The sequence below is a fragment of the Streptomyces sp. NBC_00209 genome (assembly GCF_045206345.1).
Taxonomy (GTDB): domain Bacteria; phylum Actinomycetota; class Actinomycetes; order Streptomycetales; family Streptomycetaceae; genus Streptomyces.
Window position 1 is genome coordinate 2823511 of sequence record NZ_CP108121.1, and the last position, 25661, is coordinate 2849171.

Here is a 25661-nt window from a genome sequence, read left to right on the forward strand (position 1 = left end):
CGGCCCCGGCCCCGTCACAGACGCCACCCGAATCGCCTACCCGGCAGCGGTGTTCGTACACCAGGGGACAAACCATTGGCTCAGACGGGCAGCTCCCACCCCAGGCTCTCGTCGGCCCCCAGGCACACCCGCTGCCGTGCGGCCGAGACGGTGAGGCGGAACGCCTCCTGGCCGGGCTCACCGAGGGCCTGCCACTTCCGCACTGCCTCCTCCACTCGGTCCCACAGCCGTACGGGCCCGCGCTGCACGACGGTCCACCCACCCCTGGAATCAGGCGCTGTCCGGGCCTGCGAACCGGTGGCAACGTCCCAGAGGATCTGATCCGCCCCCGCCCCCAGGCGCTCCACCGACGGCGCCGCGAGCTGGGCGATCCAACCGCCGGTCCAGTCGTCCAGCTTCGCCGGGTCGATTCGGCTCGCGCGCTCGTCCCCGGGCAGCAGCGTCAGCGTCGGGCGAGGCGGCCGGTCATGCGGCCGGGCGATCATGAAGCTGGTACCACCGGGCAGAAACCGCCCGGTGGCCTCTCCCGGCCCGGTCACTTCCAGCAGCGCGAGGGCGTTGGCGTAACTCCATCCGGACAGGGTGACCAGAATCCTTCCTCCCGGCTTCACCTGGTGCAGCCAGGGCAGCGGGATGTACCGGACCGAGCAGGTGGCGATCAGCCTGTCGTACGGTCCTCCGTCCGGGTCGCCCCGCAACCCGTCCCCGATGAGCAGACGCGGTGCGTATCCGGCCGTCTTGAGCGCCGTCGCGGCGGATGCGCCCACCCCGGGGTCGTACTCGATGCTCGTGACGTTGACGTCCCCGAGACGATGGGCTCCGAGAGCGGTCGAGTACCCGGTCCCGGTGCCGATCTCCAGCACCCGGTGCCCGGATTCTTCACCTAACCGCTGCCACATGCGCAGCACCAGCGACGGCAGTGTGGAGGACGACGAGGGCGAGCCCTGGACGTCCTCCCCGGACACGTCGTCCGGCCTGATACGACCGTCGAGTTGGGTGATCAGCGTCTCGTCCGCATACACCCCCTCCAGCCATCCGGGCTCCTCCTGCCGGACGGGCCGGAACCGGGTCGGGGCAGTGCCGGGCACGTGCCTGAAGTAGGACCCGGTGAACAGTTCACGGGGCACCGCTCCGGCGGCCGCGCTCCACCCGGGTCCCGTGAAGACGCCGGCCTCGGTCAGTCCGTCCACCATGGCTGCGCGGAGTTGCGCTGCTGTGCTCACGACTCAGGGCCCCTCTCCAGTTGGTCGGCGATGGCGTGAGCGATCGCCGCAGTGATGTCCGCCGGCTGCCAGGCCCATTGGCCATTCGGATTGCACTCAAGGAAGTGCCAAACGTCCGCTGAAGTGACGGCGAAGTCGAAAGCGCCGTAGACCAGGCCGAACGCGGCGAGATATGCGGCGATCGCCCGGGCGACCGCGGCAGGCACATCGATCGACGCGCATGTCATCAGATCCTGCCGGTGACGCCAGTCGACCTCGGGACTGTCGATACGGGTCCCGAAGAGTCGACCGCCCACAGCGGTCACCCGCACGTCGAACGCCTTGACCACTTCTTCCTGGAACAGGTGCGGGCAGACGGACACCGCGTCGGTGATCTCGTCCGCATTCACTCGGCGCACCCACACGCTGTGCGGCCGGCCATCGACGCGATACGGCGCGTTCCACAGCGGCTTGTAGACGACACCACCGGCCCGACCGGCCACGAACCTCCGTGCCTCACACGGGTCGTTGGTGATCACCGTGGCCGGCACGTGGAATCCGCAGCGCTCGGCCGCCACGAGCTGTGCGGGCTTGGACTCGGCGGTCCGGTTGCGCCAAGGATGATTGACGTAGTGCGCGCATGGCAACGACGCGAGGATTCCCCCCGCACCCCACAGCGCTTGCGCGGCGGCGAAACGGCGGTCCTGGTCGCTGAGGCCCGAAGGTCCCTCGTACGGAGAGGGCCTTCGTACCCAGACGGACCGAATCCCAGTGGTGTCGATCTCCCGGGTGGCCGTACGCAGGGTGCCGTGCTGACCGCCCCGCTCGTACGAGGCGGTCAGCACCGCGCCTGTGTGCACGTCGGTTCCCGGATCGAAACGGGCCACGGGCACCCTTCGCTCCGCGAGAAGCCGCAGCACCACATCCGCCGTCACGTCGCGCGGACCGCTCAGCACCAGGACCGACCTGCCGTCGCGCATCAGCCGGAACTCTGGTCCTGGTCGTACGACTCGGTGCTGTCCGAGTCGCTTGCGCCTCCGGGTCCGGACCCGTCTCCGGGGCTGGTCGAGGTCGGGGTGAGGCCGCTCGTACTGGTGCCGTGGTTGCCCAGCTCGACCGCCCGTCCGCGCTCGTCCACGATGACGGCGATCTGTGTTTCCGGATCGATCACCGGCGCGTACGCCGGAACCTCGGCGGTGGCCGCATAGGGCCCCATTCGTCGCGTTCCCCATGGGGCGGTCGTCTGATTCATCTGGGCTGCGCCTCCGCTCTGCGAAAGTGCCGGCACGTCGGCTTCCGGCTGCGAAATCCACGGTAGGGACCGGCGCCCGTCGTCCACCAGAGTTATTCGCGTTGTCGGGTAAAGGCCGCAGACCACTCGCCCAGGATTTCCCGGCATTCACTCCCGAAGACAGCGTGTCGCTCGTAGGTCTCGAATTCGGCGCGATAAGTCGAGACGTCCCTGTGATCCCGGAGGATCAGCGCCCCGGTACCTGTTTCCACGGTGGCCAGCCTGCGGTCGTACACCGTGAACGTACTCAGAGGCCGCTCCGGGACATAACCACCCAGAGGAATCACCCCGAGCCGTACCTGCGGGATCCGGGAGACCGACACCAGCCGATCCAGCTGTACGGACATGGCCACAGGCGGAAGCAGCGGCCACCTGACCGCTTGCTCGGTGAGAATGAAGGTGAAGGACTTTGAAGGGTCGTACAGAACCTGCTGCCGCTCAAGCTTCTTCGCAATGGTCTTCGACTGGTCACCGGCGACATCGGCGATACTGGCCCGCACATAGTCAGGCGTGGCGAGCAATCCCGTGATCATCGAAAGCAGAAAGAACCGGAGCTCCCTCGATGCGGACTCCAGCCTGGCAAGCTCGTTCTGCTTCTTGTCCAGCCCCCTGCGGCGCGAGGACCAGTGGGCCTGCCATTCCGTGTTGGCCCTTCTCGCCTGGATCCGGATCTCAGCCGCCACGACATCCGATGCCCCGAGCGCTTCCAGTACGAGATCGACGTCGACCGGTGTCGGCGCGAGCTTTCCGCTCTCGATGTTGCTGACCCTGGTCTGGGACATGTTGCAGCGGCGAGCGAGCCAGGTCTGAGTCCTCCCGGCCCGCCTGCGCTCGCCTCTCAGCAGTTCCGCCAGGTCGGACCTGGACCGGTCCAGCTTCGCGGGGTCAAAGGTCAAGGTCCTTCACGTATTCCTCGAACGGCACCGACTCGGCCAGCGCCACCCGCTGGCACTCGATGAATGGAGCCGTTTCCCCTTCGTGGACTTCGCGGCTGATCTGCCGGCCGTCCGGGTCGTAGTTCATGAGGACCACTTCGGAGCGGTCGAAGATCCAGAAGTCCTGAACGCCTTCCAGAGGATTCGCCCTGTCGGTCACGTCCAGGATCCTGATCTCCTCCCCTGCCAGCGCGTGAGGCGCGTAGTACTGGGAGAACTCGAAGCGCAGATACGCCGAAAGCGGTCGGGTCACGATGTGTACCCGCCCCTGCGAGCGCCCCTCCGCGACCTGTCGGCGCAGCCGGCCCGTGTACTCGTTCGCGACCGTGCGGGGATCCGCCCGGGCCCCCGCCTCGAACGCGGCGAATTCCTCCCGCTCCTGTGGCATGAGGTACTGAGGCAACGTCTCAAGTCGCCAAGCCTCACGCCGGAATCCCTGAAACCGCGCCGCCCAGTCCTCACCAGCCAAGAACACGCACGGCCTCCCTCAGCACGCTCTCGGGGATCTCCACGATCCCCTCTCCGCTCGGCGGCGTGAAAGCGTCCGAGACCGCCCCCTGCACGACAAATGATCCGCCGGCCGTGCGATAGACGTTCGGGCAATCGTCCTTGCCGCACTCCCCGTTGCCGTTCCCGTTTCCGGTGAGCCGGGTCAGTTCCTCGCGTGCCACGTCGAACCCCCTCGGTTTACGGCCCGGTCGAGCCACCGCAGTCGAAGGTACGGAGACTGGCTCCGCCCGTCCATGCGGCAGCGCCAATATTCGCGTTGTCGGGTAACAAGCCTCTGCGCCCGGCCGCGTCACCCCGCGTCCGGCAAGTCCATCCGCGCCAGTCGTGCCGGGTCCGCCACCGCCGTGATGTGCGTGATGCGGTCGCCCGTGACCCTGAAGGTGAGGAGGGACTGCGGGGTGCCTTCCGGGGTGCGGGCCAAGATCGCGGGGAGGCCGTTGTGCGTGGTCGGGTGGCCGTGGGCCGCGGCGGCGGCCAGGCGGGCCCGGGTCGCCACCTCCGTCGCGCCGATCACCACGTACGTGCCGTCCGGGGTGTGCGCGGTCAGCTTCACCTCGGGGTGCAGGACCTCCAGCAGCCGTTCGAAGCGGCCCTCGCGCGCCGCCGCCAGGAACGCCTGGACCACCTCGCGCTGCCGCCGGTCCGGGCTCGCCGACTGCTGGGCCCCCTGGACCTTCCGCCGCGCCCGGCTCGCCAGCATCTTCGTCGCGTCGGCCGACTTGCCCAGGATCGGGCCCACCTCCGCGAACGGCACCGCGAACACATCGTGCAGCACGAACGCCAGCCGTTCGTCCGGCCGCAGCGTGTCCAGCACCGTGAGCAGCGCGACGCCCACGGAGTCCCCGATCGCCGCCAGCTCCTCCGGCGCGGGGGTGCCGTCCGGCGTCACCGCGTACTCCGGCCCGTCGTCGTACGACACCTCCGGCCGCCGCCGCCCCGACCGCAGCGCGTCCAGGCTGATCCGGCCCACCACCGTCGTCAGCCAGCCGCCCAGGTTGTCGATCGCCCCGGCCTCCTGGCGCGACAGCCGCAGCCACGCCTCCTGCACCGCGTCCTCCGCGTCCGCGTGCGACCCGAGCATCCGGTACGCGACCGCCCTCAGCCGGTCCCGGTGCGCCTCGAACGCCTCGGCCAACGTCATGGTTGTTACCTCCCTGGAAGCGGCTCCGTCATAGGGATGACGCGCACCGGCGCGGCAACGTAACCCTCCGAAGGAGCCATCCCCATGGAAAACCGCCTCCAGGACAAGGACGCCGCCAACCCCGACGTCTGGACCGCCGTCCGCCACCTCCACCAGGCGATTGCCTCCGGCGGCGTCGACCCCAAGATCCTCGCCCTCGTCCACCTGCGCGTCAGCCAGATCAACGGCTGCTCGGCCTGCATCTTCGCCGCCGTCGCCGCAGGCAAGAAGGCCGGTGACACCGACGAGCGCCTCCACACCGTCGCGGCCTGGCGCGAAGCGCCCTTCTATACGGACGCCGAGCGCGCCGCGCTGGCCCTCGCCGAGGGAGCCACCCGCCTCCAGGACGGCGCCCCCGGCGTCACCGACGACCTCTGGGACGAGGTCTGCGCACAGTTCACCGAGCAGCAGATCGGCGCCCTCAACCTCGAAATCGCCCTGACCAACTTCTTCAACCGCATCAACCGCACGATCAAGGAGCCTGCCGGGAAGACGTGGGGCTGACCCCCGCGTGCTCCGCCGCCACGTGCCGCCTGCGCAGCACCCGGGCGTCCGTCTCGCGGCTCCCGTCCCGCTCGCTCCGGGCGACGGCCTCCGCGAGGTCGAACTCCTGGCACGTACGGCACGGTTCGGGTTCCCCCGGCGTGCTCACGCGACCTCGCCCCGGCTCCGCGCGTTCTCCCTCGCGGTCCGCGCGGCGAGCCGTTCGGCGGGGGTCGCGTCCCGGGTGTGCTCGGGCCGCACCTCCCACTCCGTGCCGCCCCTGGGCGACCGGAGGGTCCAGTAGGGGCCGGCGACCCCTCGGAACTCCCCCACCAGCGGCTGTTCCCAGCGCCCCACGTCCACGACGATCGTTCCGATGGCCGGAACCTGCTCCTGTGCGGGCATAGCCGTTCCTCTCCGTAGTCATTCCACTACCAAGCGGACTCAGCGTGGCTTAGAGTCAGGGCCTGTTCAACGTGTCACTTGCGAACGAAAGGTCGGTGACGCCCCTTGAACCGCAAGGAGTTAGAGCCGGACAGCAGCCCGCAGGCCGCCTTCGGCGCGCGTATCCGCAGCTTGCGGGAGGCCCACGGGTGGAAACAGGAGAACCTGGCCAAACAAACGGGCTACTCCAGTACGCACATCTCGGCCGTGGAAACTGGTCGCAAGATGCCAACGCTCCGTTTTTCACGCCAAGCTGACGTAGCGTTCGGCATCCAGGGAACCGTTGACACGTTCGAAAGCGCGTGGCGGGAGATCCGGAACGGATCGCTGCTGGAGGGCTTCCCGCAGTACGTGGGCTTCGAGGGGCGCGCCGTCGAACTCCGGCTGTTCAACATCGGGATCGTCCCCGGACTGTTGCAAACCCCGGAGTACGCAAGGGCGCTAGCCAACAGCGCTGTGCAACGAGGCGCGATCTCTCAGGAGCAGGCGGACGAGCGCGTCTCGTTCCTGGCGGAGCGGCAGGCGGCCCTCGTTCGCCCCATGCCGCCCATGCTGTTCATCATCATGGACGAGAGCTGCGTCCGCCGCCCCGTGGGTGGTCCGGACGTCATGGACGCCCAGCTCGCGCGCCTGATCGAGGTCGCCGAGATGCCGAACACCTCTCTCCACATCGCCCCGTACGCCATGGGGGAACGGCGCACCTTCGACCTGCCCGTCAATCTCCTGACTCTTCCGGATCGGTCCGTCGTCTGCTACGCCGAGTCCCAGACCCAGGGGCATCTCGACCGCGAAAGCACGGCGGTGCTACCTGTGTTGACGGCATACCATCAGCTACAGGCCATAGTTCTGTCCCAGGAGGCGTCCGTGGCCATGATCTGGCAATTGCGAAAGGGCACATCGTGACGACCGAATCCCCCCGCTGGTACACCTCCTCGTACAGCAACAACGGCGGCGACTGCGTCCAGGTCGCCACCAACCTCGTCGCCTCCACCGGCACGGTGCCCGTCCGCGACTCCAAGCGGCCGACCGGCCCTTCCCTCGGCCTCCACGCCGACGTGTACGCGGCCTTCGTGACGGGCATCAAGGACGGCAGGTTCGACACCGTCTGATCCGCCCTTACGAAGGGAAGCCCCGTGGCGACAGAATCCCCCCGCTGGTACACCTCCTCGTACAGCAACAACGGCGGCAACTGCGTCGCGGTCGCCACCAACCTCGTCGCCTTAACCGGCACCATCCCCGTCCGGGACTCCAAACTCCCGGACGGGCCCGCCCTCGGGCCCCGCGCCCACGCGTTCACCGCGTTCATCGCGGGCGTCAAGCGCGACGCGTTCGGCCCCGCCTAGTCGATTCCGGCCCCGCTGATCCGGCGCAGCATGTCCAGGAACTCGCCCCGCTCGTCGGGGCCCAGCGGGGCCAGCAGTTCCGCGTTGGCGCGGTCGCCCGCTGCCGTGCACTCCTCCAGGCGGCGGCGCCCCGCCGCCGTCACGCTCACCGCGTTCTTGCGGCGGTCCTTGGGGTCCGGGGCGCGGACGATCAGGGACTCCGCCTGAAGGTCGTTCAGGATGCCGACCAGGTCCTTCGGGTCGAGAGCGACCGCGCGGCCCAGGTCGGCCTGGGCGACCGGTTCCAGGTCCTCGGCCGCCGCGAGCACCACGTGGTGCCACATCTTCATGCCGTGCGCGGCCAGCGCATCCGCCACCAGGGACCGGCCCCGCGCCGCCGCCCGGCCCAGGAGCCAGCTCGGGAGCGGGCGGATGCGGCTCGGGGCCGTCGCTGCTGCTGCCTTGTCTGCCATGCCTCGCATCGTATCCAGGAATCGTTGGACTTCCCCACGACTTTCCGCGTACCGTTGGGATTCCCAACGAACCCCGGCCCGTCGGAGGTCATCGCCATGCGGCGCATTCGGTACGAACACAGCGGCGGGCCCGAGGTGCTGTTCGAGGAGGACGCGCCCGTTCCCACGCCCGGCCCCGGTGAACTCCTCGTCAAGGTCGAGGCGGTCGGCGTCACCCTTCCGGTGGTGCGGAAGGTGCGCGAGAGCCGGGAGCCCATCCCGCTCGGCGGCGAGGTCGCCGGGGAGGTGGTGGCGCGCGGCGACGGGGTGAGCGCGCACGCCGTCGGCGACCGGGTCACCGGCCTCTGCTTCGGGCACGGGTACGCCGAATACGCCCTGCTGAACCAGGCGATGGCGTCCGCCATCCCCGCCGGGGCCACCGCCCAGGACGCCGTCGCGCTCGTCCGCAGCGGGGTCGTCGCGCTCGGGGCGCTGGAGTCCGCGCGGCCGGAGAAGGGCGAATCCGTGCTCGTGACGGCTGCCGCGAGCGGCGTCGGGCACCTCGCCCTCCTGCTCGCCCGCCTCCGGGGCGCGTCCCGGGTCGTGGCGGCCGTGGGCGATCCGGCGAAGGCGGACTTCGCGCGGTCCCTCGGGGCCGACGAGGTGGTGACGTACACAGACGAGAACTGGGGCGAGCCCTGCGACATCGTCCTGGACGCGGTCGGCGGCGACCTCCTCCCCCGGGCCGTCCGGGCAACCGCCCCCGGCGGCCGGCTCGTGGCGTACAGCTCGGGCGGCGGCACGATCGAGGCGTACGACCTCCTCGTCGGCGGCACGTCGGTCATCGGCTTCCAGGTGGCCCGCATCGCCCGGACGCAGCCCGCACGCTACGCCGCCTGGATCGCGGAGCTGTGGGCCCTGCACGCGGAGGGCAGCCTGCGCCCCGCCGTCCACGCGGCCCACCCGCTCGCGGACGCGGCCCTCGCCCACGCGACGATCGAGGAACGCCGCAACCGGGGCAAGGTCGTCCTCACGGTCCCGTAGCCGCCCTACCCCACGCCCCCGCCCCGCCACAACTCCGCCGGGGCTCCGGAAACCAGCACCTACGCTTGCTGCCATGCCCATCCCACCCGCATATGCCCTCGTCGCCACCGACCTGGACGGCACCCTCCTGCGCGGCGACGACACCGTCAGCCCGCGCACCCGCGCCTCGCTCGCCCTGGCCCGTGCGGCCGGCGCCCGGCACCTCGTCGTCACCGGGCGGCCCGTGCCCGGCGTGCGGGAACTGCTGGACGGGCTCGGGTACGAGGGGCTGGCCGTGTGCGGGCAGGGGACGCAGGTGTACGACGCCGGGGCGCGGCGCACCGTGCGGGCCGTCACTCTCGACCGGGAGGCGGCCGGGACCGCGCTCGGGAAGATCGAGGCCCAGGTGGGGCAGGTCTTCGCCGCCGTTGATCAGGACGGGGCCGAGGGGCGCACACTCATCGAGCCCGGCTACCGGCTGCCGCACGCCACGCTGCCCGCGCAGCGCACCCGGCACCGGGACGAGCTGTGGGCCGAACCCGTGATCAAGGTGCTCATCCGGCACCCCGAGCTGAGCGACGAGGCGCTGACCGCCGAGGCCCGCGCGGTCGTCGGCGACCTCGCCACGGTGACGCACTCCGGCCCCGGGACCGTCGAGCTCCAGCCGTACGGCGTCGACAAGGGCGCCGGGATCGCGCTCGCCGCCGAGGAGCTGGGCGTCGACCCGCGCACCGCCATCGCCTTCGGGGACATGCCCAACGACCTGCCCATGTTCCGCAGCTGCGGTTACGGCGTCGCCATGGGCAACGCCCACCCGGAGCTGTGCGCGGCGGCCGACGAGGTGACGCTCTCGAACGAGGAGGACGGCATAGCGATCGTGCTGGAACGGCTCTTCGGGTGAACCCGCCTTACCGGTCCAGCGTCGCCCCCAGCGCCCGCAGCACGTGGTCCACCAGCTTCCCCACGTCCTCCGCGTCCTGCATCGGCTTGCGCAGCACATGGCGGTAGTACAGCGGGCCGTAGAGCATCTCCACCGCGAGATCCAGGTCCGCGTCCGGCGGGATCTGGCCCCGCTCCTGGGCGCTCCGCAGCCGGCCGACCGCCTCCTGGAAGCGGGGATCGATGAGCTGCGTGCGAACCGTTTCGGCCAGTTGGTCGTCGTGGTGGAGCTCCGAGAGGATGCCCGCGTAGGCCGGGCCGAACGGGGGTACGGCGAGGACGTTCACCGCGCCCGTGAGGTGGGTGCGCAGGTCCTTCGCGATGTCCCCGGTGTCCACGAACGGGGTCGCCGAGACCAGCATCTCCGTAAAGGCTTCCAGCAGGACCGCGCTCTTCGACGGCCACCAGCGGTAGATCGTCTTCTTGCTCACGCCCGCCCGGGCCGCGATCGCCTCGACCGTGACCCGCCCGTAGCCCCGCTCCGTACAGAGATCGAGGGCGGCTTGCAGGGTCGCCCTGCGTGAGCTCTCGCTCCTGCGCAGTGAACTCGGCGATGTGTTCATTCGGTGAGCATAGGACTGTTTGAGCCAAACCTTATTGACAGTGAGTCGCTACAAGTCGAACAATGCTCTGGCGGAAACGGAACGTACCGTGTCGGCTCGTTCCTTCTGTTTTCCGCGCCGTTCGTGCCGTTCGTGCCGCGACGAGCCGATCGGGGGACGGCTCGCCGGCCGACGGTACGGGTGCCGGCGATCTCCGAGCCCTTCATCACGCGTACCGCCCGGCCACCTCGACTTGCGTACGGTCCGCCGGCCCGGCGTTCTCGGAGACCTTGGCGACGACCTCCGGCCCGCTCCCCCGGAACGCCACGGCGGCTCCTGCCGCAGCCATGGGGAGTGCCACGAAGGCCGCAGCAGTACGCATACCTCCGGGCGCCGAAAGGATCATGGCGATCAGGGGAGGGCCGAAGGCGCCGCCGGACTTCCCGACGGCCGCGGCCCATCCGCCTGCGGTGCCCCGGATGGCCGGCGGGTAGGTCTCGGCCGTGTAGGGGCCTATGAGTGCGATGACACCGGCGGTGCCGGTGAAGAGCAGCATCACGACTACCAGGAGGACGGTCCGGCTGCCGTTCATTCCGACCACGGCCAGGGTGACGAGCGCCGCGACGGTGAGGCCCGCGTAGACGACCATGGTGCCTCTGGGTGACCACCGTACGTAGAGCCATGCCGCCACCGCGCAGGCGGGAATGGCGAGCAGCGACGAGACGAACAGCAGGGTGGCCGCGGACATGCCGCCCCCACCCGGGGGCTCCAGATGACTGGGCAAGAAGGTGAGGAAGCCCCAGTAGACGAGCCCCCAGGCCATTGCGTAGGCGCTGATGACCACTGTCCTGGTGGTATGCGGGCGGGTGAACAGGGTGGAAGCCGGAACACGCCGGGGCCGGGTCCGCGCCGAGGTGAAAACGGCTGATTCCGGAATCCACCGGTTCAGCGCGAGCAGGACGAGTACCAGCGGGAGTTGCGCGAACCAGAGCATGCGCCAGCCGGCCAGCGGAATGAGGACCGCGGCCAGTCCGGAGGCCGCCATGTATCCACCGGTGGTGGTGAGGCCGGCCTGAAGCACCATGACGGCAGCGCGTCGACCGGGGGGAAGGCTCTCCGTCATCAGCGCGTAGACGACGGGCAGCATGCCTCCCGCGGCCATGCCCATCAGGGCGCACATCACCAGGTTGCCACTGAAGCTCGGCATGGCTCCGCACACCGTCGTCCCGAGGAAGAGCAGGGACGCGACCAGGAGCGCGGCCCTGCGCCCGATGCGATCCGCCGCGCGTCCCCACACGAGCGACCCGAGCACGGTGCCGGTCAACGCCACTGCGGGCAGGTAGGAGACCTCCGTGGCGCTGAGGTGGTACTCCTCACGCATCCCGGGAGCGATGAAGGCAAGGGTGGCCGGCTTCATCTGGTCCACCAACAGCGCGAAGCTCAGGATGGCGACGAGGCGGCGCCGGCCCGCCTCGGTCCCCCGAACGGGGGCCGGGCGGTCGGCAGAACCCGTACCGGACGGCAGCATCGCGAAACCGGAGATCACCACACCGGCGACGATGGCGGCCATGGCCACCCACATCACCGGGGACATATCCATCATGGACATGTCGAAGCCCATCGGGGCGGCCTCGACGAACATCCACAGGTGTTCGAGAACGCCCGCGCAGGTGAGGGCGACACCCGCCCAGAACAGAAGAGGCCGGGGCAGCAGGGACCCCTTGGACGCAGACACAATCAGCTCCCGGCCTCTCGTGATTCCTGATATCCCGGGACCCGGCCGGCAGTCACCGGGGCTCGGGGGCCCGGGCCGCGAGGGACCGGTGGGCATCCGGTACGCCGGCGTCGGAGGAATCGGCCTCGTCCATGGTGAAAATCGGCCCCATGCCCGCTATACCGGAGATGAGGGCGACGAACCCCTTCCGGGGGGACCTGAAGACCTCCGAGTTCGCCATGGCGGCGGCCCGCTCGAAGTAGTCCTCGCGGTCGCGCTGCTGGTCGTAGAAGAACAGGACGTACTCGAGAATGCTCTCCGCAAAGTCCCGGGACCCCTGCGAGTATCGGCTGAACACCCGCTCCTCCTGACGGGGGTCGTTCAGAAAGATGCCGATAGCCTGCGCCAGCGGGACAGCACACAGCATGCCGATGCAGACCCCGCTGGAGAGCAGGGGGTCGATGAAGCAGGAGGCATCACCCACCGACACCCACCCCGGCCCGTGGAACTCGCGTGCCATGTAGGACCAGTCCCTGCTGGTCCGGAACTCGCTGCTCGGTGATCCCGGTGCCACCAGCTTGCGCATATAGGTGGTCTCGGCGAGCTTCTCCTCGAAGAGCCGGGCATGATCGAGGCCCTCCAGGCGGATGTCCTCGGTGGGGGCCACGTAGCCGACGCTCAGAAGTGTGTCGTCGAGTGGGATACCCCAGAACCAGCCACTGTCGTCACGCACCTTCTCGACCAGGATGTTGCCGCGTTCGTCGCCTTCCATCCGGTTGCATCCGGTGTAGTACCGCCCGATGGCGAGGTTGCGAAGTCTGTCGTTCCAGTTCACTTCGGTGAAGCGGCGGGAGACTGCCCTGGCCTGCCCTGATGCGTCGACGACCACGCGCGCGGACACGTCGCGCACTTCACCGCCGACCGTGTAGCGCACACCGGTCACTCGGCCGTCCACCACGATCGGCTCCCGCACGGTGGCCTCCTGTTCAACCACGCAGCCCAGTTCGGCAGCCCTGTCGAGCAGGAGTTTGTCGAAGCGGTCGCGGTGCACGTGGTACGAGTACTCGTACGAGCCGGCCTCGCGGAAGCTGACGCTCCAGAGACCCCTCTCACGCCCCCACACGAGGCTGATGCCGTATTTGCGCTCAAAACCCATCGCGTCGAGGCGTTCGGTCAGCCCCAGCTGCTCGATCACACTCAGCATGCCGGTGATCATTGATTCTCCGATATGGAACCGCGGAAAGCGCTCGCGCTCCAGCACCAGCACGCGGTGGCCTGCCTGAGCCAGCAAGGCGGCCGTCGTGGCGCCCGTGGGGCCGCCCCCGACTACAACTGCGTCGTAGTCGGTCATGGAGTCGGCGTGGGTCATCAGGTCTTCCTCTCGTATGGGGCGGTTCTCATCGGGGACAGAACGGGTGCCGTACGGATTCCGCATTCACGGCGCAGCGCCGAGCGAGCGGCGAGGTAGCCGCACATGCCGTGCACGCCCGGCCCCGGGGGCGTCGCGGCCGAGCACAGGTACACGCCGGGCACGGGGGTGCGGTAGGGATCCAGCCGAGGGGCCGGGCGTGCCACCGCCTGGTAGAGGTTCATGGCGCCCGAGCCGATATCACCGCCGACATAATTCGGGTTGTACTGCTCGAACGCCGCCGCGGAGATGCCGCAGGACGCGAGCACGGTGTCGGAAAAGCCGGGCGCGTACTGTTCGATCCGGCGCCGGACGAGATCGACGGGGTCCCGGGTGTCCCCGTGGGGCACGTGGGCGTACGCCCACACCGGCCGCTTACCGGGGCGGGCACGGCCGGGGTCGCTGGCAGCGGGATCGACGACCAGGACGAAGGGCTCGTCGGTGGGCACTCCCTGATGGTTCAGCGTCTCCTGACGGAACATCTCCGCCTGCGTGCCGCCGAGGTGAACGGTTCCCGCCCTGCCCACCTCCCGGTTGGTCCAGGGGATGGGGTCGGACACGAGGAAGTCCGCCTTGGCCGCTCCCGGCCCGTAGCGGAACGCGGCGAGTTGTCTGGAGTAGCTGCGGGGCAGCGCCTCCGCGGCGAGCCGCAGCAGTCCCCGGACGCCGATGTCGAGGAGCACCACCCGGTAGCCCTTCAGCTCGTCGAGGCGGCGCACTTCGTGGCCCGTGTACAGGGTGCAGCCGTGTGCGAGCAGGTCCTCTGCCATCGCGTCGGCGATGCGGGCGCTGCCACCCCGTGGCACACACCAGCCGCTGCCGTGCGCGAGATGTCCCAGCAGCATCGAGACTGCCGCGGAAGTAGGGCTGGGCAGCTTCCCGACGGCGTGCGCGGCCACTCCGGTGAGCAGGGCACGCGCCTCCTCACCGGTGAAGCCCGAACCGTCGGCGAAGCGGGTGCCGTGCCGCAGTACGCGGCCGGCCAGCAGCAGCGCGCCCCGCCCGTCCGCGGGACGGGAGCGCTGGCCGGACAACATCAGATCGACGACGCCGCGGCTGTGCTTCACCAGAGGTGCCATGAGGCGGTGCCATCGCGCTCCGTCCTCGCCGAGACGTCCGGCGGTGACGTCGAGGTCCCGGTGCACGATTCCCGCGCGGCCCCCGGCGAGTGGGTGTGCGTAGGAGAACTCGGGATGCAGGAGCTCGACCCCCCGTGCGGCCAGGTCGAATTCCCGGAAGAACCGTGAGGCGGGTGCCAGCGGATGGACCGCGGAGCAGATGTCGTGGTCGACGCCGCTGTCGAACAGCGGCCGGGTGCGGAGTCCACCGCCTGCCTCGTCGGCTGCCTCGAACAGGTCGACCGTCATGCCGGCCCGGGCCAGTGTCACCGCGGCGGCCAGACCGTTGGGGCCGGTCCCGACGACCGCGGCGTCCGCGTGACTCATCCGGTGGCCTGCAGCGCACCGGGATCAAGCTGCTGGGCGGCCAGTCGTCTGTAGAGGCTGTCGGTGGCGACGAGTTCGGAATGGACCCCGGTGGCACGGACCCGGCCGTTTTCCATGACGATGATCTGATCCGCCGCCATGACGGTGGAGATGCGGTGGGCGATGACCACGACCGCACGTTCACGGGCGATGCCTTCGATGCTTGCCCTGAGTCTGGTCTCCGCGTCGCTGTCGAGATGCGCTGTGGCCTCGTCGAGCAGGATGACGCTGGGGCTCTGGAGCAGCGTACGGGCGATGGCCAGGCGCTGGCGCTGCCCTCCCGACAGGCCAGCTCCCTGTTCGCCGAGTTCCGTGTCCAGGCCGTGGGGCAGCCGGGCGATGACGTCGGTGAGGGCGGCCAGTTCGATCGCCTTGACGATCTCGGTGTCGTCGGCGCCGGGGTGGGCGTAGGTGAGGTTGGCGCGTACGGTTCCCCTCATCAACGCGTTGTCCTGCTCGACGTAGCCGATCGTGGTGCGTATCTGGTCCAGCGGCATGCATGCCACGTCGGCTCCGCCCAGGCGGACCGTGCCGGCCCGAGGGCGGTGGAAGCGTTCGATGAGCCGGAAGAGGGTGGTCTTGCCCGCCCCGGACAGCCCGACGATCGCCGTCACGCCGCGCTGCGCGACGGTGAGGGACACGTCGTCGATGACTGTGTCTGCCGCGGCATCGCCATAGCCGAACGTGACGTTCTCGAAGCGGACGGCGGGCCCGGGCAGCGTCGGCGATGCCGGCGGCGCCACCTGTTCCTCCTGTTCGATGCGGGCGAGCGCGTCCACCCTGTCCATGGCCGCACGCCCCTGCTGGAACTGGCCTATGGCCAGGAAGAGCAGTGCGAGAGGGGACACCAGGTAGAAGAGGTACATCACGAAGGCGGTGAGGGCGGCCATGGACATCGCGCCGGTCGCCACCCGCGACATCCCCCAGCCCACAACGACGGTGAGGGACACCTGCGTGCCGACGTTGATGCTGGGCGTGAGCATGGCGGACAGTGCGCTCACCCGGATTCCGGAGCTGCGGGCGGTGTCTGCCGCTCCGCTGATGTCGTCGGTCTCCCGCTGCTCGGCGCGTGATGCCTTGACCGTGCTCATCGCTCCCATGACTCGCTGGATCCTCGACCCGAAGGCTCCGGTGTCCTCGCGGTTCCGCACGGCGGCGCGTCGGACCTGACGGGCCATGAGCAGCGAGCCCGCGCTGGCGATGCCCAGGCAGCAGACGGTCACCAGCAGCAGGTGCCAGTCGATCCATCCCATGAGCACCAGACCGCCGACGACCATGAACGAAGAGGTGGCGATCTGTGCGAGTGACTGGGTCAGGGAGACGCGAGCCAGGGACGTATCGGTGACGACGCGGGTGAACACATCACCGTGGTCGAGCCGGTTGAACGCGGACATGTCGGAGCGCAGCAGGCGGGCGGTGAGACCGCGCCGCATGTCGTAGACGATGTTCTCTCCGGCTCGCCCCAACAGATAGGCATGAGTACCGGACAGCGCGGCGTCGGCGCAGAACAGGGTGACGATGAAAACCATCGGCCGGACCAGTGAATCGTGTAAGGCGACTGCAGTGATGAGCCGTCCGATGAGCAGGGGTTGTGCAAGTGATGCAGCAGATCCCAGCAGACCGATCAGGATTCCGGTCAATAGAATCCTGAGGTGCCTTTTAGCTATCTCCCGGACGGTCACGGAGAATCTACCCCTAACGGTTTTTGAGAACCCAGAACAGGATAACCAGGATCATGACGATGGAAATTGCGAAGATCACTTGACTCGTCGTCACTTCCCCATCCTCTCTTTCTTTCAGTCGGACATGCTTTCTTGTTCCATCGGCACGTACGGAGAGACGAAGAGCACCGCCGGCTCCTCCGACCGGTCATAACCGGCAGCCCGGACCAGAGTGACCTGGAACCCCTGGACGTCACCCGCTCCGTCGACCATCAGACGATTCCGGATGTGGCCCACGAGTATCCGATAGGATGGAATTTGCGCAACGAAACCGAATCCCTTGTCCAGGGATCTCAGAATCTCGCCGCACACATCGAAGACGGCCTTTTCCTGACGCCGGGCGGCAAACCAGACCACCTGGCTCAGCTTTCGTCCCGCTATAACATCGATGTCACGCCACGGGGAGGTTTCCCCACTTCGGTCGAGTGTCCGATACAGAAGGTGATGGTCGTGCATCGCGGGCGTCGGGGCAAAGAACCTCCAGTTCGGCAGGAGCGAAAAGGTGTCCTTGCGTTGCAGCCTGTTGAAAGCCGGGTTGGGATGCTGACTCGAAATCGTGCACGCCAGCATCACAGCTCCGACGACGCGAATCGTGCCGCCCGGCCCGGTGAACAGGCTCCTGGCGAGCGTGACCGCCCTCATCGCTTCTGCCCTTCCGCCGGGTCGAATGCGGCGACGCCGACCATCGTGGCATCGAGAAAGCCGATGATGTGGTCTGCCACCTGCAACGCGTACTGCGCATCCACCAGCAGCGCTTCGTGGCTCGCCCCTTCCACCACCATCGACTCCACACGGTGGTCGCCCCCACGATGCGCGTGTGCGAGTTCGTTGTGGAGAAGGAGCTGTTCGGGGTCGCGATCGATCGTCTGCTGCGCGGATATCACCAGAGCGGGTGCGTCGATGGAGGTCAGGTCATCGCCGAAGGTTCCGAAATCCGCTTCCACCGCCGCCCATTCCCGCCTGGCCGTCACCCAGGTCCGCAGATCGCAGTACTGGGCGAAGGCCCGGGGCCGATACGCCTCGGCGAGGGACTCCAGCCAGTCGGGGCGGCACATCCACGCCCCCATGCCCAGACGCAGCGACCAGACCATCATCGTCAGCGTCTCTCGAAGTCTCTGCGCCGACTCTCCCTGTTGTCTCGAGCGGTTGAGCTCCGCCGGGTGCGCGGAATCCAGGTACACGACGCTGTGCAGGCGGTCGCCCAGCCGCACTGCCGCACGCCGGCACAGCTCACCGCCCAGCGAATGCCCTGCCAACACCACCTTTCGGTCTGCCGGAACCGCACCTCGGACCAAATCCACCAGGTCATCGACGGACTCGGACAGCGCGTAGGGGCCGGTGCAGCGCCGGCTGCTGCCGGCGTATCCGGCGCGGGCGAAGGTGATGACGCCGTAGCCGGACCGGCGAGCGATTGCCTCGCTCATCCACGAGAAGTGCTCCGAAGGAGTTCCGAGCCCGTTGCAGAAGACCACGACGGGCTTGGCACGCTCGCCTTCGGACATCACCTCGTACTGCAGGACGTTTTGCTGCCCGGTCGTCAGGGTGCGGGATGTGGTCCACCCCTCCCTGGACCTCAGCCGGCGCTGCACGGTGAGCACGCCCGCGGCCGATGCGGCCAGCGCCAGCACTGCTCCTCCCACGGCCAGAGCGCGATCGTCGCGTCCGGCCACGGACGGATGGCTTCTGGGCGCCGCGGTGTAGGCGACAGCCGGATGCATGGCGACGAACGCCGTGATGAATCGCCCCAGCCCCATGGCGAAGCCGTTGGTGACGTGAAACGCCGCGGCGCAGGCGACAACGGGGCGTACGAGCCGGCCGCCGCCCACGTAGGCCAAGGGGAAGAGACATTCGAGTGCGAGGACGCCGTGGGCCACGTACCGAGCCGTTCGGGGGTACTTCTGGGTGAGTTCGAAGGCGCCCTCATGGCCGTAGGTCCTGGTGCGCATGACGCCGCCCAGGGCGGACGCGTCACGCCAGGACGGGCCCATCAGCTTGACCCACCCCGACACCAGGTACGACAGGTTGGACTGAAGGGCGATGTACCACAGCGCGGCGTCCTGTGACCGGGGGTCGTCCGACAGACGGGCGACGCCGACGGCGGCGTGGACCAGGACGGACACCTGATCCGAACCATCGGTCCCGTAGCGGTGGCGCGGATAGAGCAGCGCGCTACTGGCCCCGAGGAAGAGGCTGCCGGCCCCGCGCCACCGGCTCGCGCCGGGCAGCAGCATGCCGGCGCTCACGGCCACACGTGCCGCGTGCACGGCGGTCGTGGTGTGCTCACCACTGACGAGGTCGAGGAGCCTGCGGGTGAGCGGTGTCGATCTCCGCTGGATGTCCTTGACGACCTCCCAGTCGTTCAGCCCCCCGCGGCGTATGTGGTGCCGCTGGGTGAGGTACTCCAACGACGAGGTCAATGTGGTCACGGCCGCAAGACGTTCACCTACCGCCATGGCCCTCTTGCGCGATACCGGCCATGGCTTGAACGCAGTCCCGGCAATTCTTCTGGACAAGCTCATGAAACGTCCATTCGTCCTTCCGCGAGAATGAGCTCCGATTTACTGCACGCAGGATTCAGGGGGCAGTGCACTGCCCCCTGAATCCTGCGCCAGGAGCGACGACTAGTCGCCGGCGCCCGCGTCGTACGCGGCGACCAGGGCACCGCTGACCGCGACGCCTCCCGCGAATGCGGCGGCGGCGGCGACGATGGTCATGACGGGTGCGCCGTCACTCATGACCTGGTCCGGCTGCTCACCGATGGGACGCACGAGCGTCGAATTGGCGAACATCTCCACAGTGTTCATAGCTGTTCCCTCCTTGGATGACCCGCATCGTGGACTCGGCGGACGGACCTAGCCGACGGCCTTGCCCAAGGCGTAGGCGCCGACCACAGCAGCTCCGCCCGTCACCGCCGCAGCGGCGAGCAGCCCGACGGTCATGACGGGTGCGCCGTCACTCGTCACCTGGTCCGGCTGCTCACCGATGGGACGCACGAGCGTCGAATTGGCGAACATCTCCACAGTGTTCATAGCTGTTCCCTCCTTGGATGACCCGCATCGTGGACTCGGCGGACGGACCTAGCCGACGGCCTTGCCCGCTACGTAGACGCCGGCCGCGACGACGGCCGCACTTCCGAGAGCGACCACCGTCATGACGGGCGCCCCGTCGGTCATGCACTGACCGGGCTGCTCACCGATGGGACGCACGAGCGTCGAATTGGCGAACAATTCCACAGTGTTCATACCACTCCTCGTTTCGTTTTGAGGACGGACAATCCCCATGCCTCGCTATTTTCTGACCGACTACGTCCGAAGCGAGAGAATCACACCAGGCCATCGATATGGGACATTATTCCGGCCTGTTCCGTGCACGTGCCGCACCAGAATTGAGACCCTGCGGAGGAGTGACCGCCCTTCGACACCGGACATTAGAATGACCGTCGATCATTCGTCCACTCTTTCAAATTCGGAAGGGATCATTCCTGATGTGAAACCCTCCCCGGCCGACGTTATGACATCCGTCATCGAAAGACATGACACGACTCATCGCATTCCCGCCCCCTCCACTGGGAAGATCATTCACATGGAACCGATTACGCCCGAGAATGTGATCGAAGTCACAGACGTGTGGCGACACTATGGAGTAGCCGAAAAGAAGGGTTACGCGGCCGTACGCGGCGTCACTTTCGCTGTGGGCCGAGGAGAACTCTTCGCGCTTCTGGGGACAAATGGGGCAGGGAAGACCTCCACCATCGAACTCCTTGAGGGACATTCCAAGCCAACCGAGGGCACCATTCGGCTGTTCGGCTCCTGCGACCCGGTCCGTGACCGCGCCCGGGTCCGCCCCCGCGTCGGAGTCATGCTCCAGGAAGGCGGCTTCGCCTCCGATCTCACGGTTTCCGAGACGGTGCGCATGTGGGCGCGGTGCACGACCCGTGCGCGCCCTGTCGGCGAGGCCATCGCCCTGACCGGCCTGGCCGCCCGCGCCGGCACCCTCGTCAAGAACCTGTCCGGCGGCGAGAAGCGCCGGCTGGACCTCGCCCTCGCCGTCCTGGGCTCACCGGAAGTACTCTTCCTCGATGAGCCGACGAGCGGCATGGACCCGGAGGGCCGACGGGAAACCTGGGAGCTCATACGCGAGTTGCAGAGCCAGAACACCACCATCGTGCTCACGACGCACTACCTGGAAGAAGCCGAGCGGCTCGCCGACCACCTGGCGATCATGCACCACGGCAGGATCGCGGCTTCGGGGACAACGGCCGACATCGTCTCCGCCCATCCGTCGTCCCTCTACTTCGCCCTCCCGCCCCGCGTCACCCTCACGGACCTGCCGGCGTTCGGTGCCACCAGCGTCGAGGAAAGGAACGGAACCGTCCATCTGACCACCGATGACCTGCAGTTCACCGCGACGCAGGCTCTGTTGTGGGCGAGAGAGGGAGGGATCACCCTCACGGGCCTGCACGCCCGGTCCGCCTCGCTGGAAGAGGCGTTTCTGCACATCGCCCGGACCGACACCGACAAGGACCTGATCCCGTGAGCCACACCACGCATCTGGCCGCGCTCGGCCGTGCAGAGCTGACCCTCTTCCTGCGCAGCAGAACGAACCTCGTCAGTGCGCTGCTCGTCCCCCTCATGCTGGTCTTCACCATGAAGATCGTCCTGGGCCAGGTCGACCTCGCGGGCGCGGGACTCACCCTGGCGCCGGTCATGATCTCCTCGTCGGCCGGGATCATCCTGCTCATGGGGCTGTACGCGCCCTTGACCAACGTCTACGTCATGCGGCGCGAACAGCTCATCCTCAAACGGCAGCGCAGCGGTGAGATCGAGGACATCGTCATCCTGCTGGGCTCCGCAGCGCCGGTGGTGTGCGCCGTCCCGGTCCAGTTCGTAGTCATCGCCACCGGCATCACCGTCGTCTCCGAGGCCGGCGCACCCGCGGCCCCGGTTCTCGCCGTCATCGGGATCACGCTCGGCGCCGTGCTAGTCGCCGTGCTGGCCGCTCTCACCACCGTGATGGCGCGTACGGCGGAGAGTGCCCAAGTCGCCATCCTCCCCGGCCTTCTGGTGCTGCCGCTGACCTCCGGCACCTACGTCCCGCTGGAGGTCCTCCCGCACAGCGTGCAGGAGGTGCTCCGTTTCCTCCCGCTCACGCCGGTCACCGATCTGGTCCGTTCCGGCTGGACCGGCACCATGTCGGTCGGCGAGGCCGCCCTGCGTACGGCCACCCTTCTCGCCTGGATCGCTCTCGCCGGGTGGGCGGCCCGTCGGTGGTTCCGATGGGAGCCGCGTAGATGACGCGCTACCGCTCCCTCACCACCATCCAGCAGTTCACCCGCGTCTCCCGGGTGATCCTCAGCTGTATCCCCTGGCTGCTGATGTTCGTACTCGGCCGCCCCATCGCCACCAACGTCCACTTCCCGCACGCCACGAGCCCGCTCTTCTGGGCAGCGGCCGGCCTCTACCTGGCACAGGCGGTAGTGGCGACCGCCGCACTCGCGTCGCTGCGCAGACCGCCTATCGCCGTCACCGCTTCGGTCACCATCATGTGCGCGGGACAGCTCATGGCTGTGGCCTACGGCGCGGACGACGCAAGGTGGATCGAACCCGAAGGCGCGGCATTGACCGGCGTCGTCATGGTGATCCCACTCGCCTGCGTATGGGCGGCCGAGCGCTGGCCGGCATCCACGGCGTGCGGGGTCCTGGCGTGCATCGCATGTGTGGCCATCGCCCCCAGCAACTGGCGGATCTGTCTGGCCGGCATCGTGGCGGTGTGGGGATCGGCGGCACTCGGAGTGCACTCCACCCTCTGGTCCCTGTCGGTCATGCGACGACTCGACACGGCGCGGCAGATCGAGGCCGACCTCGCGGTCGCCGAGGAGCGGCTCAGGATCGCCCGGGACCTGCACGACGTCATCGGACGCAACCTGGTGACCATCGCCCTCAAGAGCGAGCTCGGCGCACGCCTGGCCAAAGACAGTCCCGAGTCACGGGAGGAGTTGCTGGAGATCCAGCGCATAGCGCGCGAGTCCCAGGACGAGGTCCGCCAGGTGGTCCGGGGTACACACAGCACAGATCTGGCCACTGAGCTCCACGGAGCGTCCTCCGTCCTGGAGTCCGCCGGCATCAACTGCCGAATTCATCACGTCGCCGCACACAGCGCCCTCCCACCTGCCGAACGGGCGGCCCTGGGCTGGGTCATCCGCGAAGGCGTCACCAACGTCATCCGGCACTCCCAAGCACGCGTGTGCACCATCCACATCACACCGGACGAGAACTGCCTGACGGTCGAGATCACCAATGACTGCCCGCTGGAGGCCGCAAACCCGAACGGCACGGGTCTGAAGGGCCTCGCCCACCGCGTCGGCGCCGTCGGTGGCACCGTCACTCATGGCCTCGGCCCCGAGGGCGTCTATCACCTCACCGTCGTCTTCCCCTACGACAAGGACTGACTCAATGATCCGGGCCCTGCTCGCAGACGACGAACACCTGATCCGCGGGGCACTGGCCGCGCTGCTCTCCTACGAGCAGGACATCGACGTCGTCGCCCAGGCATCACATGGCCACGAGGCCGTGGCCATGGCCATCGAACACCGCCCCGACGTCGCGGTCATCGACCTGCTGATGCCCGGCGCGGACGGCATCTCCGTCACCGAATCCCTGACCGCACAGGTTCCCGAATGCCGCTGCCTCATCGTGACCAGCCACGGGCTGCCCGGCCACCTCAAACGTGCGCTCGCCGTTGGCGCCGCAGGGTTCTCCTCCAAAACGCTGACCGCCAGCAATCTGGCCGCCATCATCCGCGCCCTGCACGCGGGAAGCCGGTACATCGAGCCCGCGCTCGCCGCCGCCGCCATCAGCGTCGGTGACTCCCCGCTCTCCGCACGCGAGACGGACCTGGTGAATCTCGCCGCCGACGGGGCCCCCATCTCCGAGATCGCCGAACGCGCGTTGCTCACACCCGGCACCGTCCGCAACTACCTGTCGCGGGCCACCACCAAGCTCGGTGTCAGCAACCGGCACGAGGCCGTGCGTGAGGCGCGGGCGCGCGGCTGGATCTGACCCCCGCCCGGCCGGTCGTCGCCGTCGGTCCGCCGGATCAGGCCGTGATGTCCTTCGTCGTGAACCGGGCCCAGGCCGCAGAGCCGAACACCGCCGCGTACAGCCCCTGAAGCTCCAGGTTCTTCAGCAGCTCGTCCCAGTAGACGGGCTCGCGCAGCAGGTCCGCGAAGGACAGCCAGTAGTGCGGGAAGAGGTAGGGGTGCACCCCGCTCAGCTGGGGGATGGTGTCCACGATCTGGACGGTGATCAGCACCCCGACCGTCGCCGCCATGGCCGCGATGCCACTGTTCGTGAGCGTCGAGACGAACAGCCCGAGCGCCGCGAAGCCGGTCAGGGACGCCGCCACGAAGACCGCGACGACCCCCGCGCGTACCAGCCCCTCGCCGAAGCCGATCGTCGTCCCCGAGATCGTCGTGACGTCGCCCACCGGGAACAGCAGCGCGCCCACCGCCAGCGCCGACGCGGCCACCACGAGCGTCGCGACCAGGCAGAAGCCGAGCGTCGCGGCGTACTTCGCGAGCAGCAGGCGTGTCCGGCCGGCCGGGGCGACGAGCAGGTAGCGCAGGGTCCCCGCGTTGGCCTCGCCCGCGATCGCGTCGCCCGCGATGACGCCGACGGCCATGGGCAGGAAAACGGGGAGCGTCGCGGCGAGCGCGGCGAAGACCAGGAAGAGCCCGTTGTTGGTCACCTGGGACAGGAAGGCCGGTCCGCCGCCCCCTCCCCCGGCCCCCGCCGATGAGCCGTCCGCCGTCTCGATGCGCACGGCGATCCCGATCAGGACGGGAACGGCGGCCAGCACACCGAGCAGCGCGAGGGTGCGCCAGCGGCGCAGGGTGGTGGCGCACTCGGAGCGGAGGATGCCCAGGGTCCAGAGGGGATTGCGCCCAGCGGACCCGGTCTCCTGAGCGGTTTCAACTCGCGACATCGAATCCCTCTCCCGTCAGGGCCACGAACGCGTCCTCCAGCGAAGCCCGTTCCACGCCGAACGCGCGCACCCGGACGCCCGCCCGCACCAGCGCCGCGTTGAGATCGGCCGGCTCCACCGTGCCCGGCGGGGCGTCCGCGCGAACCCGGTCGTCGTCCACCGTGATCCCCGTGACGCCGTGCTCCTTCAGCACCCGCGCCGCGTCCGCCGCGTCCGGCGTGGTGACCGCCAGGCGTCCGCCCGTGGCCAGGCCCGCGACCGGGCCCTGGGTGAGGAGGCGGCCCCGGGCCATCACCGCCGCGTGCGTGCAGACCTGCTCGATCTCGTCCAGCAGATGGGAGGACAGGAAGACCGTGGTGCCGTCCGCCGCCAGCTCCCGGACCAGGGCGCGGATCTCGCGCATGCCCTGCGGGTCCAGGCCGTTGGTCGGCTCGTCCAGGACGAGCAGCCGGCGCGGCCGGAGCAGGGCGGCGGCGAGGCCGAGGCGCTGCTTCATGCCCAGCGAGTACGCCCGCGCCTTCTTGCCGGCCGCCGGGGCGAGCCCGACCCGGTCCAGGGCTTCCCCGACCCGGGCGGCGCGGGTGCGCGGGTCGGCGGTGGGGTCGGCCCGGTCGAACCGGAGAAGATTGTCCCGGCCGCTCAGGAACCCGTACAGCGCGGGTCCCTCGATCAGCGCGCCGACCTCGGGGAGGACGGTGCGCGAGGCGTCCGGCATGGGGCGGCCGAGGACGCTCGCGGTGCCGGAGGTGGGGGCGATGAGGCCCATGAGCATCCGGATCGTGGTGGTCTTGCCGGAGCCGTTGGGCCCGAGGAAGCCGAAGACGCTGCCGCCGGGCACGGTGAGGTCCAGGCCGTCCACGGCGAGCTGGCCGCCCCGGTAGCGCTTGGTCAGGCCGCGCGTCTCGATGACGGGCGCGGTGCCGGGCGCGTCGGGCTGCCCGATGGGCTCGGCGTCGGGCCCTGCCATGCGTGCTCCCCACTGGTCGTACGGTCGCGCCCGCCCCGCCGCGCGGCACGCACGGCGGGGC

General features: G+C 68.9%; 31 protein-coding genes. 10 read left to right on the top strand and 21 right to left on the bottom strand.

Annotated elements, in window-relative coordinates; translation table 11 throughout:
* Nucleotides 1–80: 80 nt before the first annotated feature.
* From tgmC to OG867_RS12560, 7 genes are all read right to left on the bottom strand, one after another.
* On the bottom strand, nucleotides 81–1223 hold the full coding sequence (tgmC, locus tag OG867_RS12530) for an ATP-grasp peptide maturase system methyltransferase (protein ID WP_328901719.1): 1143 nt from the start codon (nucleotides 1221–1223) through the stop codon (nucleotides 81–83).
* Nucleotides 1220–2182 carry an ATP-grasp ribosomal peptide maturase gene (gene tgmB, locus OG867_RS12535; protein ID WP_406285048.1) on the bottom strand — a complete coding sequence of 321 codons (963 nt, stop codon included), beginning with the start codon at nucleotides 2180–2182 and terminating at the stop codon, nucleotides 1220–1222. Before tgmB ends, tgmC begins: the two co-directional genes overlap by 4 nt.
* A complete protein-coding gene (tgmA, locus tag OG867_RS12540) occupies nucleotides 2182–2454 on the bottom strand; it encodes a putative ATP-grasp-modified RiPP (protein ID WP_328901717.1) in 273 nt (90 codons plus the stop codon). The genes tgmB and tgmA overlap by 1 nt, the downstream gene beginning before the upstream one ends.
* A gap of 92 nt (nucleotides 2455–2546) precedes the next feature.
* Entirely contained in the window at nucleotides 2547–3389 is an 843-nt protein-coding gene (locus OG867_RS12545; RefSeq protein ID WP_328901716.1) for a helix-turn-helix transcriptional regulator, read from the bottom strand.
* Nucleotides 3379–3903, bottom strand: coding sequence for a DUF6879 family protein (locus OG867_RS12550; RefSeq protein ID WP_328901715.1), 525 nt, complete (start codon nucleotides 3901–3903; stop codon nucleotides 3379–3381). Before OG867_RS12550 ends, OG867_RS12545 begins: the two co-directional genes overlap by 11 nt.
* Complete coding sequence (locus tag OG867_RS12555; RefSeq protein WP_328901714.1) at nucleotides 3887–4099, bottom strand: hypothetical protein; 213 nt, start codon at nucleotides 4097–4099, stop codon at nucleotides 3887–3889. The genes OG867_RS12550 and OG867_RS12555 overlap by 17 nt, the downstream gene beginning before the upstream one ends.
* A 128-nt stretch (nucleotides 4100–4227) precedes the next feature.
* Nucleotides 4228–5079, bottom strand: coding sequence for a sigma-70 family RNA polymerase sigma factor (locus OG867_RS12560; RefSeq protein WP_406285053.1), 852 nt, complete (start codon nucleotides 5077–5079; stop codon nucleotides 4228–4230).
* An 84-nt stretch (nucleotides 5080–5163) separates the two neighbouring features.
* On the opposite strand from OG867_RS12560, the gene OG867_RS12565 reads away from it, so the two are divergent.
* Nucleotides 5164–5622: a carboxymuconolactone decarboxylase family protein gene (locus OG867_RS12565; RefSeq protein WP_406285056.1), complete on the top strand. Its 459-nt coding sequence runs from the start codon at nucleotides 5164–5166 to the stop codon at nucleotides 5620–5622.
* Between the two features lie 144 nt (nucleotides 5623–5766).
* Here OG867_RS12565 and OG867_RS12570 read toward each other — a convergent pair whose 3' ends face one another.
* Nucleotides 5767–6006 carry a hypothetical protein gene (locus tag OG867_RS12570; protein ID WP_406285059.1) on the bottom strand — a complete coding sequence of 80 codons (240 nt, stop codon included), beginning with the start codon at nucleotides 6004–6006 and terminating at the stop codon, nucleotides 5767–5769.
* Between the two features lie 105 nt (nucleotides 6007–6111).
* Here OG867_RS12570 and OG867_RS12575 point away from each other — a divergent pair, with 105 nt between their 5' ends.
* The 3 genes from OG867_RS12575 to OG867_RS12585 are packed head-to-tail and all read left to right on the top strand — an operon-like array spanning nucleotide 6112 to nucleotide 7388.
* Nucleotides 6112–6948, top strand: a complete 837-nt coding sequence (locus OG867_RS12575) for a helix-turn-helix domain-containing protein (RefSeq protein ID WP_406285061.1) — start codon at nucleotides 6112–6114, stop codon at nucleotides 6946–6948.
* A complete protein-coding gene (locus OG867_RS12580) occupies nucleotides 6945–7154 on the top strand; it encodes a DUF397 domain-containing protein (protein WP_406285064.1) in 210 nt (69 codons plus the stop codon). The genes OG867_RS12575 and OG867_RS12580 overlap by 4 nt, the downstream gene beginning before the upstream one ends.
* 24 nt (nucleotides 7155–7178) lie before the next feature.
* Entirely contained in the window at nucleotides 7179–7388 is a 210-nt protein-coding gene (locus OG867_RS12585) for a DUF397 domain-containing protein (RefSeq protein WP_406285066.1), read from the top strand.
* On the opposite strand, the gene OG867_RS12590 is transcribed toward OG867_RS12585, so the two are convergent.
* Nucleotides 7385–7849: a MarR family winged helix-turn-helix transcriptional regulator gene (locus OG867_RS12590; RefSeq protein ID WP_406285068.1), complete on the bottom strand. Its 465-nt coding sequence runs from the start codon at nucleotides 7847–7849 to the stop codon at nucleotides 7385–7387. The genes OG867_RS12585 and OG867_RS12590 overlap by 4 nt on opposite strands.
* A gap of 87 nt (nucleotides 7850–7936) precedes the next feature.
* Here OG867_RS12590 and OG867_RS12595 point away from each other — a divergent pair, with 87 nt between their 5' ends.
* Both OG867_RS12595 and OG867_RS12600 read left to right on the top strand, forming a co-directional pair.
* Nucleotides 7937–8863 (top strand): zinc-binding alcohol dehydrogenase family protein, encoded by a 927-nt coding sequence (locus OG867_RS12595; RefSeq protein WP_406285071.1) that lies wholly within the window; start codon nucleotides 7937–7939, stop codon nucleotides 8861–8863.
* A gap of 73 nt (nucleotides 8864–8936) precedes the next feature.
* Nucleotides 8937–9743: an HAD family hydrolase gene (locus OG867_RS12600; RefSeq protein ID WP_406285073.1), complete on the top strand. Its 807-nt coding sequence runs from the start codon at nucleotides 8937–8939 to the stop codon at nucleotides 9741–9743.
* Between the two features lie 7 nt (nucleotides 9744–9750).
* Here OG867_RS12600 and OG867_RS12605 read toward each other — a convergent pair whose 3' ends face one another.
* The 10 genes from OG867_RS12605 to OG867_RS12650 form a co-directional block, all read right to left on the bottom strand.
* Nucleotides 9751–10344 (bottom strand): TetR/AcrR family transcriptional regulator, encoded by a 594-nt coding sequence (locus tag OG867_RS12605; protein WP_406285075.1) that lies wholly within the window; start codon nucleotides 10342–10344, stop codon nucleotides 9751–9753.
* 205 nt (nucleotides 10345–10549) lie between these two features.
* Nucleotides 10550–12058, bottom strand: coding sequence for an MFS transporter (locus tag OG867_RS12610; RefSeq protein ID WP_406285078.1), 1509 nt, complete (start codon nucleotides 12056–12058; stop codon nucleotides 10550–10552).
* 52 nt (nucleotides 12059–12110) lie between these two features.
* Nucleotides 12111–13406 (bottom strand): NAD(P)/FAD-dependent oxidoreductase, encoded by a 1296-nt coding sequence (locus tag OG867_RS12615; protein ID WP_406285080.1) that lies wholly within the window; start codon nucleotides 13404–13406, stop codon nucleotides 12111–12113.
* Nucleotides 13406–14890: a phytoene desaturase family protein gene (locus tag OG867_RS12620; protein WP_406285082.1), complete on the bottom strand. Its 1485-nt coding sequence runs from the start codon at nucleotides 14888–14890 to the stop codon at nucleotides 13406–13408. Before OG867_RS12620 ends, OG867_RS12615 begins: the two co-directional genes overlap by 1 nt.
* Nucleotides 14887–16569 carry an ABC transporter ATP-binding protein gene (locus tag OG867_RS12625; RefSeq protein ID WP_406285084.1) on the bottom strand — a complete coding sequence of 561 codons (1683 nt, stop codon included), beginning with the start codon at nucleotides 16567–16569 and terminating at the stop codon, nucleotides 14887–14889. The genes OG867_RS12620 and OG867_RS12625 overlap by 4 nt, the downstream gene beginning before the upstream one ends.
* A 156-nt stretch (nucleotides 16570–16725) precedes the next feature.
* The gene (locus OG867_RS12630) at nucleotides 16726–17292 is read right to left on the bottom strand and encodes a hypothetical protein (RefSeq protein ID WP_406285087.1); all 567 of its coding nucleotides are present in this window, start codon (nucleotides 17290–17292) and stop codon (nucleotides 16726–16728) included.
* Nucleotides 17289–19169, bottom strand: coding sequence for an alpha/beta fold hydrolase (locus OG867_RS12635; RefSeq protein ID WP_406285089.1), 1881 nt, complete (start codon nucleotides 19167–19169; stop codon nucleotides 17289–17291). Before OG867_RS12635 ends, OG867_RS12630 begins: the two co-directional genes overlap by 4 nt.
* 102 nt (nucleotides 19170–19271) lie before the next feature.
* Nucleotides 19272–19454, bottom strand: a complete 183-nt coding sequence (locus OG867_RS12640; RefSeq protein WP_406285092.1) for a hypothetical protein — start codon at nucleotides 19452–19454, stop codon at nucleotides 19272–19274.
* Between the two features lie 48 nt (nucleotides 19455–19502).
* Nucleotides 19503–19679, bottom strand: coding sequence for a hypothetical protein (locus OG867_RS12645; protein WP_406285094.1), 177 nt, complete (start codon nucleotides 19677–19679; stop codon nucleotides 19503–19505).
* Between the two features lie 48 nt (nucleotides 19680–19727).
* On the bottom strand, nucleotides 19728–19892 hold the full coding sequence (locus OG867_RS12650; protein ID WP_406285096.1) for a hypothetical protein: 165 nt from the start codon (nucleotides 19890–19892) through the stop codon (nucleotides 19728–19730).
* A 340-nt stretch (nucleotides 19893–20232) separates the two neighbouring features.
* On the opposite strand from OG867_RS12650, the gene OG867_RS12655 reads away from it, so the two are divergent.
* Genes OG867_RS12655 through OG867_RS12670 form a run of 4 tightly spaced genes read left to right on the top strand, consistent with a single transcriptional unit; the run spans nucleotide 20233 to nucleotide 23708 of the window.
* The gene (locus OG867_RS12655; protein ID WP_406290922.1) at nucleotides 20233–21186 is read left to right on the top strand and encodes an ABC transporter ATP-binding protein; all 954 of its coding nucleotides are present in this window, start codon (nucleotides 20233–20235) and stop codon (nucleotides 21184–21186) included.
* Nucleotides 21183–21944 carry an ABC transporter permease gene (locus OG867_RS12660; RefSeq protein WP_406285098.1) on the top strand — a complete coding sequence of 254 codons (762 nt, stop codon included), beginning with the start codon at nucleotides 21183–21185 and terminating at the stop codon, nucleotides 21942–21944. Before OG867_RS12655 ends, OG867_RS12660 begins: the two co-directional genes overlap by 4 nt.
* Nucleotides 21941–23098, top strand: coding sequence for a sensor histidine kinase (locus OG867_RS12665; RefSeq protein WP_406285100.1), 1158 nt, complete (start codon nucleotides 21941–21943; stop codon nucleotides 23096–23098). Before OG867_RS12660 ends, OG867_RS12665 begins: the two co-directional genes overlap by 4 nt.
* Nucleotides 23099–23102: 4 nt before the next feature.
* Nucleotides 23103–23708, top strand: a complete 606-nt coding sequence (locus OG867_RS12670) for a response regulator (RefSeq protein ID WP_406285103.1) — start codon at nucleotides 23103–23105, stop codon at nucleotides 23706–23708.
* Nucleotides 23709–23745: 37 nt separating this feature from the next.
* Here the strand turns inward: OG867_RS12670 and OG867_RS12675 are convergent, their stop codons facing one another.
* Both OG867_RS12675 and OG867_RS12680 read right to left on the bottom strand, forming a co-directional pair.
* Nucleotides 23746–24633, bottom strand: a complete 888-nt coding sequence (locus OG867_RS12675; RefSeq protein WP_406285106.1) for an ABC transporter permease — start codon at nucleotides 24631–24633, stop codon at nucleotides 23746–23748.
* Nucleotides 24620–25600 carry an ATP-binding cassette domain-containing protein gene (locus OG867_RS12680; RefSeq protein ID WP_406285109.1) on the bottom strand — a complete coding sequence of 327 codons (981 nt, stop codon included), beginning with the start codon at nucleotides 25598–25600 and terminating at the stop codon, nucleotides 24620–24622. Before OG867_RS12680 ends, OG867_RS12675 begins: the two co-directional genes overlap by 14 nt.
* Nucleotides 25601–25661: the final 61 nt, after the last annotated feature.

Excerpts from the sequence above, each read along its gene's own strand:
- OG867_RS12565 (WP_406285056.1), top strand. The coding sequence starts at position 5,164 with ATGGAAAACCGCCTCCAGGACAAGGACGCCGCCAACCCCGACGTCTGG.
- OG867_RS12605 (WP_406285075.1), bottom strand. The coding sequence starts at position 10,344 with ATGAACACATCGCCGAGTTCACTGCGCAGGAGCGAGAGCTCACGCAGG.
- OG867_RS12630 (WP_406285087.1), bottom strand. The coding sequence starts at position 17,292 with ATGAGGGCGGTCACGCTCGCCAGGAGCCTGTTCACCGGGCCGGGCGGC.
- OG867_RS12615 (WP_406285080.1), bottom strand. The coding sequence starts at position 13,406 with ATGACCCACGCCGACTCCATGACCGACTACGACGCAGTTGTAGTCGGG.
- OG867_RS12670 (WP_406285103.1), top strand. The coding sequence starts at position 23,103 with ATGATCCGGGCCCTGCTCGCAGACGACGAACACCTGATCCGCGGGGCA.
- OG867_RS12645 (WP_406285094.1), bottom strand. The coding sequence starts at position 19,679 with ATGAACACTGTGGAGATGTTCGCCAATTCGACGCTCGTGCGTCCCATC.
- OG867_RS12655 (WP_406290922.1), top strand. The coding sequence starts at position 20,233 with ATGGAACCGATTACGCCCGAGAATGTGATCGAAGTCACAGACGTGTGG.
- OG867_RS12635 (WP_406285089.1), bottom strand. The coding sequence starts at position 19,169 with ATGAGCTTGTCCAGAAGAATTGCCGGGACTGCGTTCAAGCCATGGCCG.
- OG867_RS12595 (WP_406285071.1), top strand. The coding sequence starts at position 7,937 with ATGCGGCGCATTCGGTACGAACACAGCGGCGGGCCCGAGGTGCTGTTC.
- tgmB (WP_406285048.1), bottom strand. The coding sequence starts at position 2,182 with ATGCGCGACGGCAGGTCGGTCCTGGTGCTGAGCGGTCCGCGCGACGTG.
- tgmA (WP_328901717.1), bottom strand. The coding sequence starts at position 2,454 with ATGAATCAGACGACCGCCCCATGGGGAACGCGACGAATGGGGCCCTAT.
- OG867_RS12600 (WP_406285073.1), top strand. The coding sequence starts at position 8,937 with ATGCCCATCCCACCCGCATATGCCCTCGTCGCCACCGACCTGGACGGC.
- OG867_RS12590 (WP_406285068.1), bottom strand. The coding sequence starts at position 7,849 with ATGCGAGGCATGGCAGACAAGGCAGCAGCAGCGACGGCCCCGAGCCGC.
- OG867_RS12570 (WP_406285059.1), bottom strand. The coding sequence starts at position 6,006 with ATGCCCGCACAGGAGCAGGTTCCGGCCATCGGAACGATCGTCGTGGAC.
- OG867_RS12640 (WP_406285092.1), bottom strand. The coding sequence starts at position 19,454 with ATGAACACTGTGGAGATGTTCGCCAATTCGACGCTCGTGCGTCCCATC.
- OG867_RS12620 (WP_406285082.1), bottom strand. The coding sequence starts at position 14,890 with ATGAGTCACGCGGACGCCGCGGTCGTCGGGACCGGCCCCAACGGTCTG.
- OG867_RS12665 (WP_406285100.1), top strand. The coding sequence starts at position 21,941 with ATGACGCGCTACCGCTCCCTCACCACCATCCAGCAGTTCACCCGCGTC.
- OG867_RS12680 (WP_406285109.1), bottom strand. The coding sequence starts at position 25,600 with ATGGCAGGGCCCGACGCCGAGCCCATCGGGCAGCCCGACGCGCCCGGC.
- OG867_RS12650 (WP_406285096.1), bottom strand. The coding sequence starts at position 19,892 with ATGAACACTGTGGAATTGTTCGCCAATTCGACGCTCGTGCGTCCCATC.
- OG867_RS12560 (WP_406285053.1), bottom strand. The coding sequence starts at position 5,079 with ATGACGTTGGCCGAGGCGTTCGAGGCGCACCGGGACCGGCTGAGGGCG.
- OG867_RS12675 (WP_406285106.1), bottom strand. The coding sequence starts at position 24,633 with ATGTCGCGAGTTGAAACCGCTCAGGAGACCGGGTCCGCTGGGCGCAAT.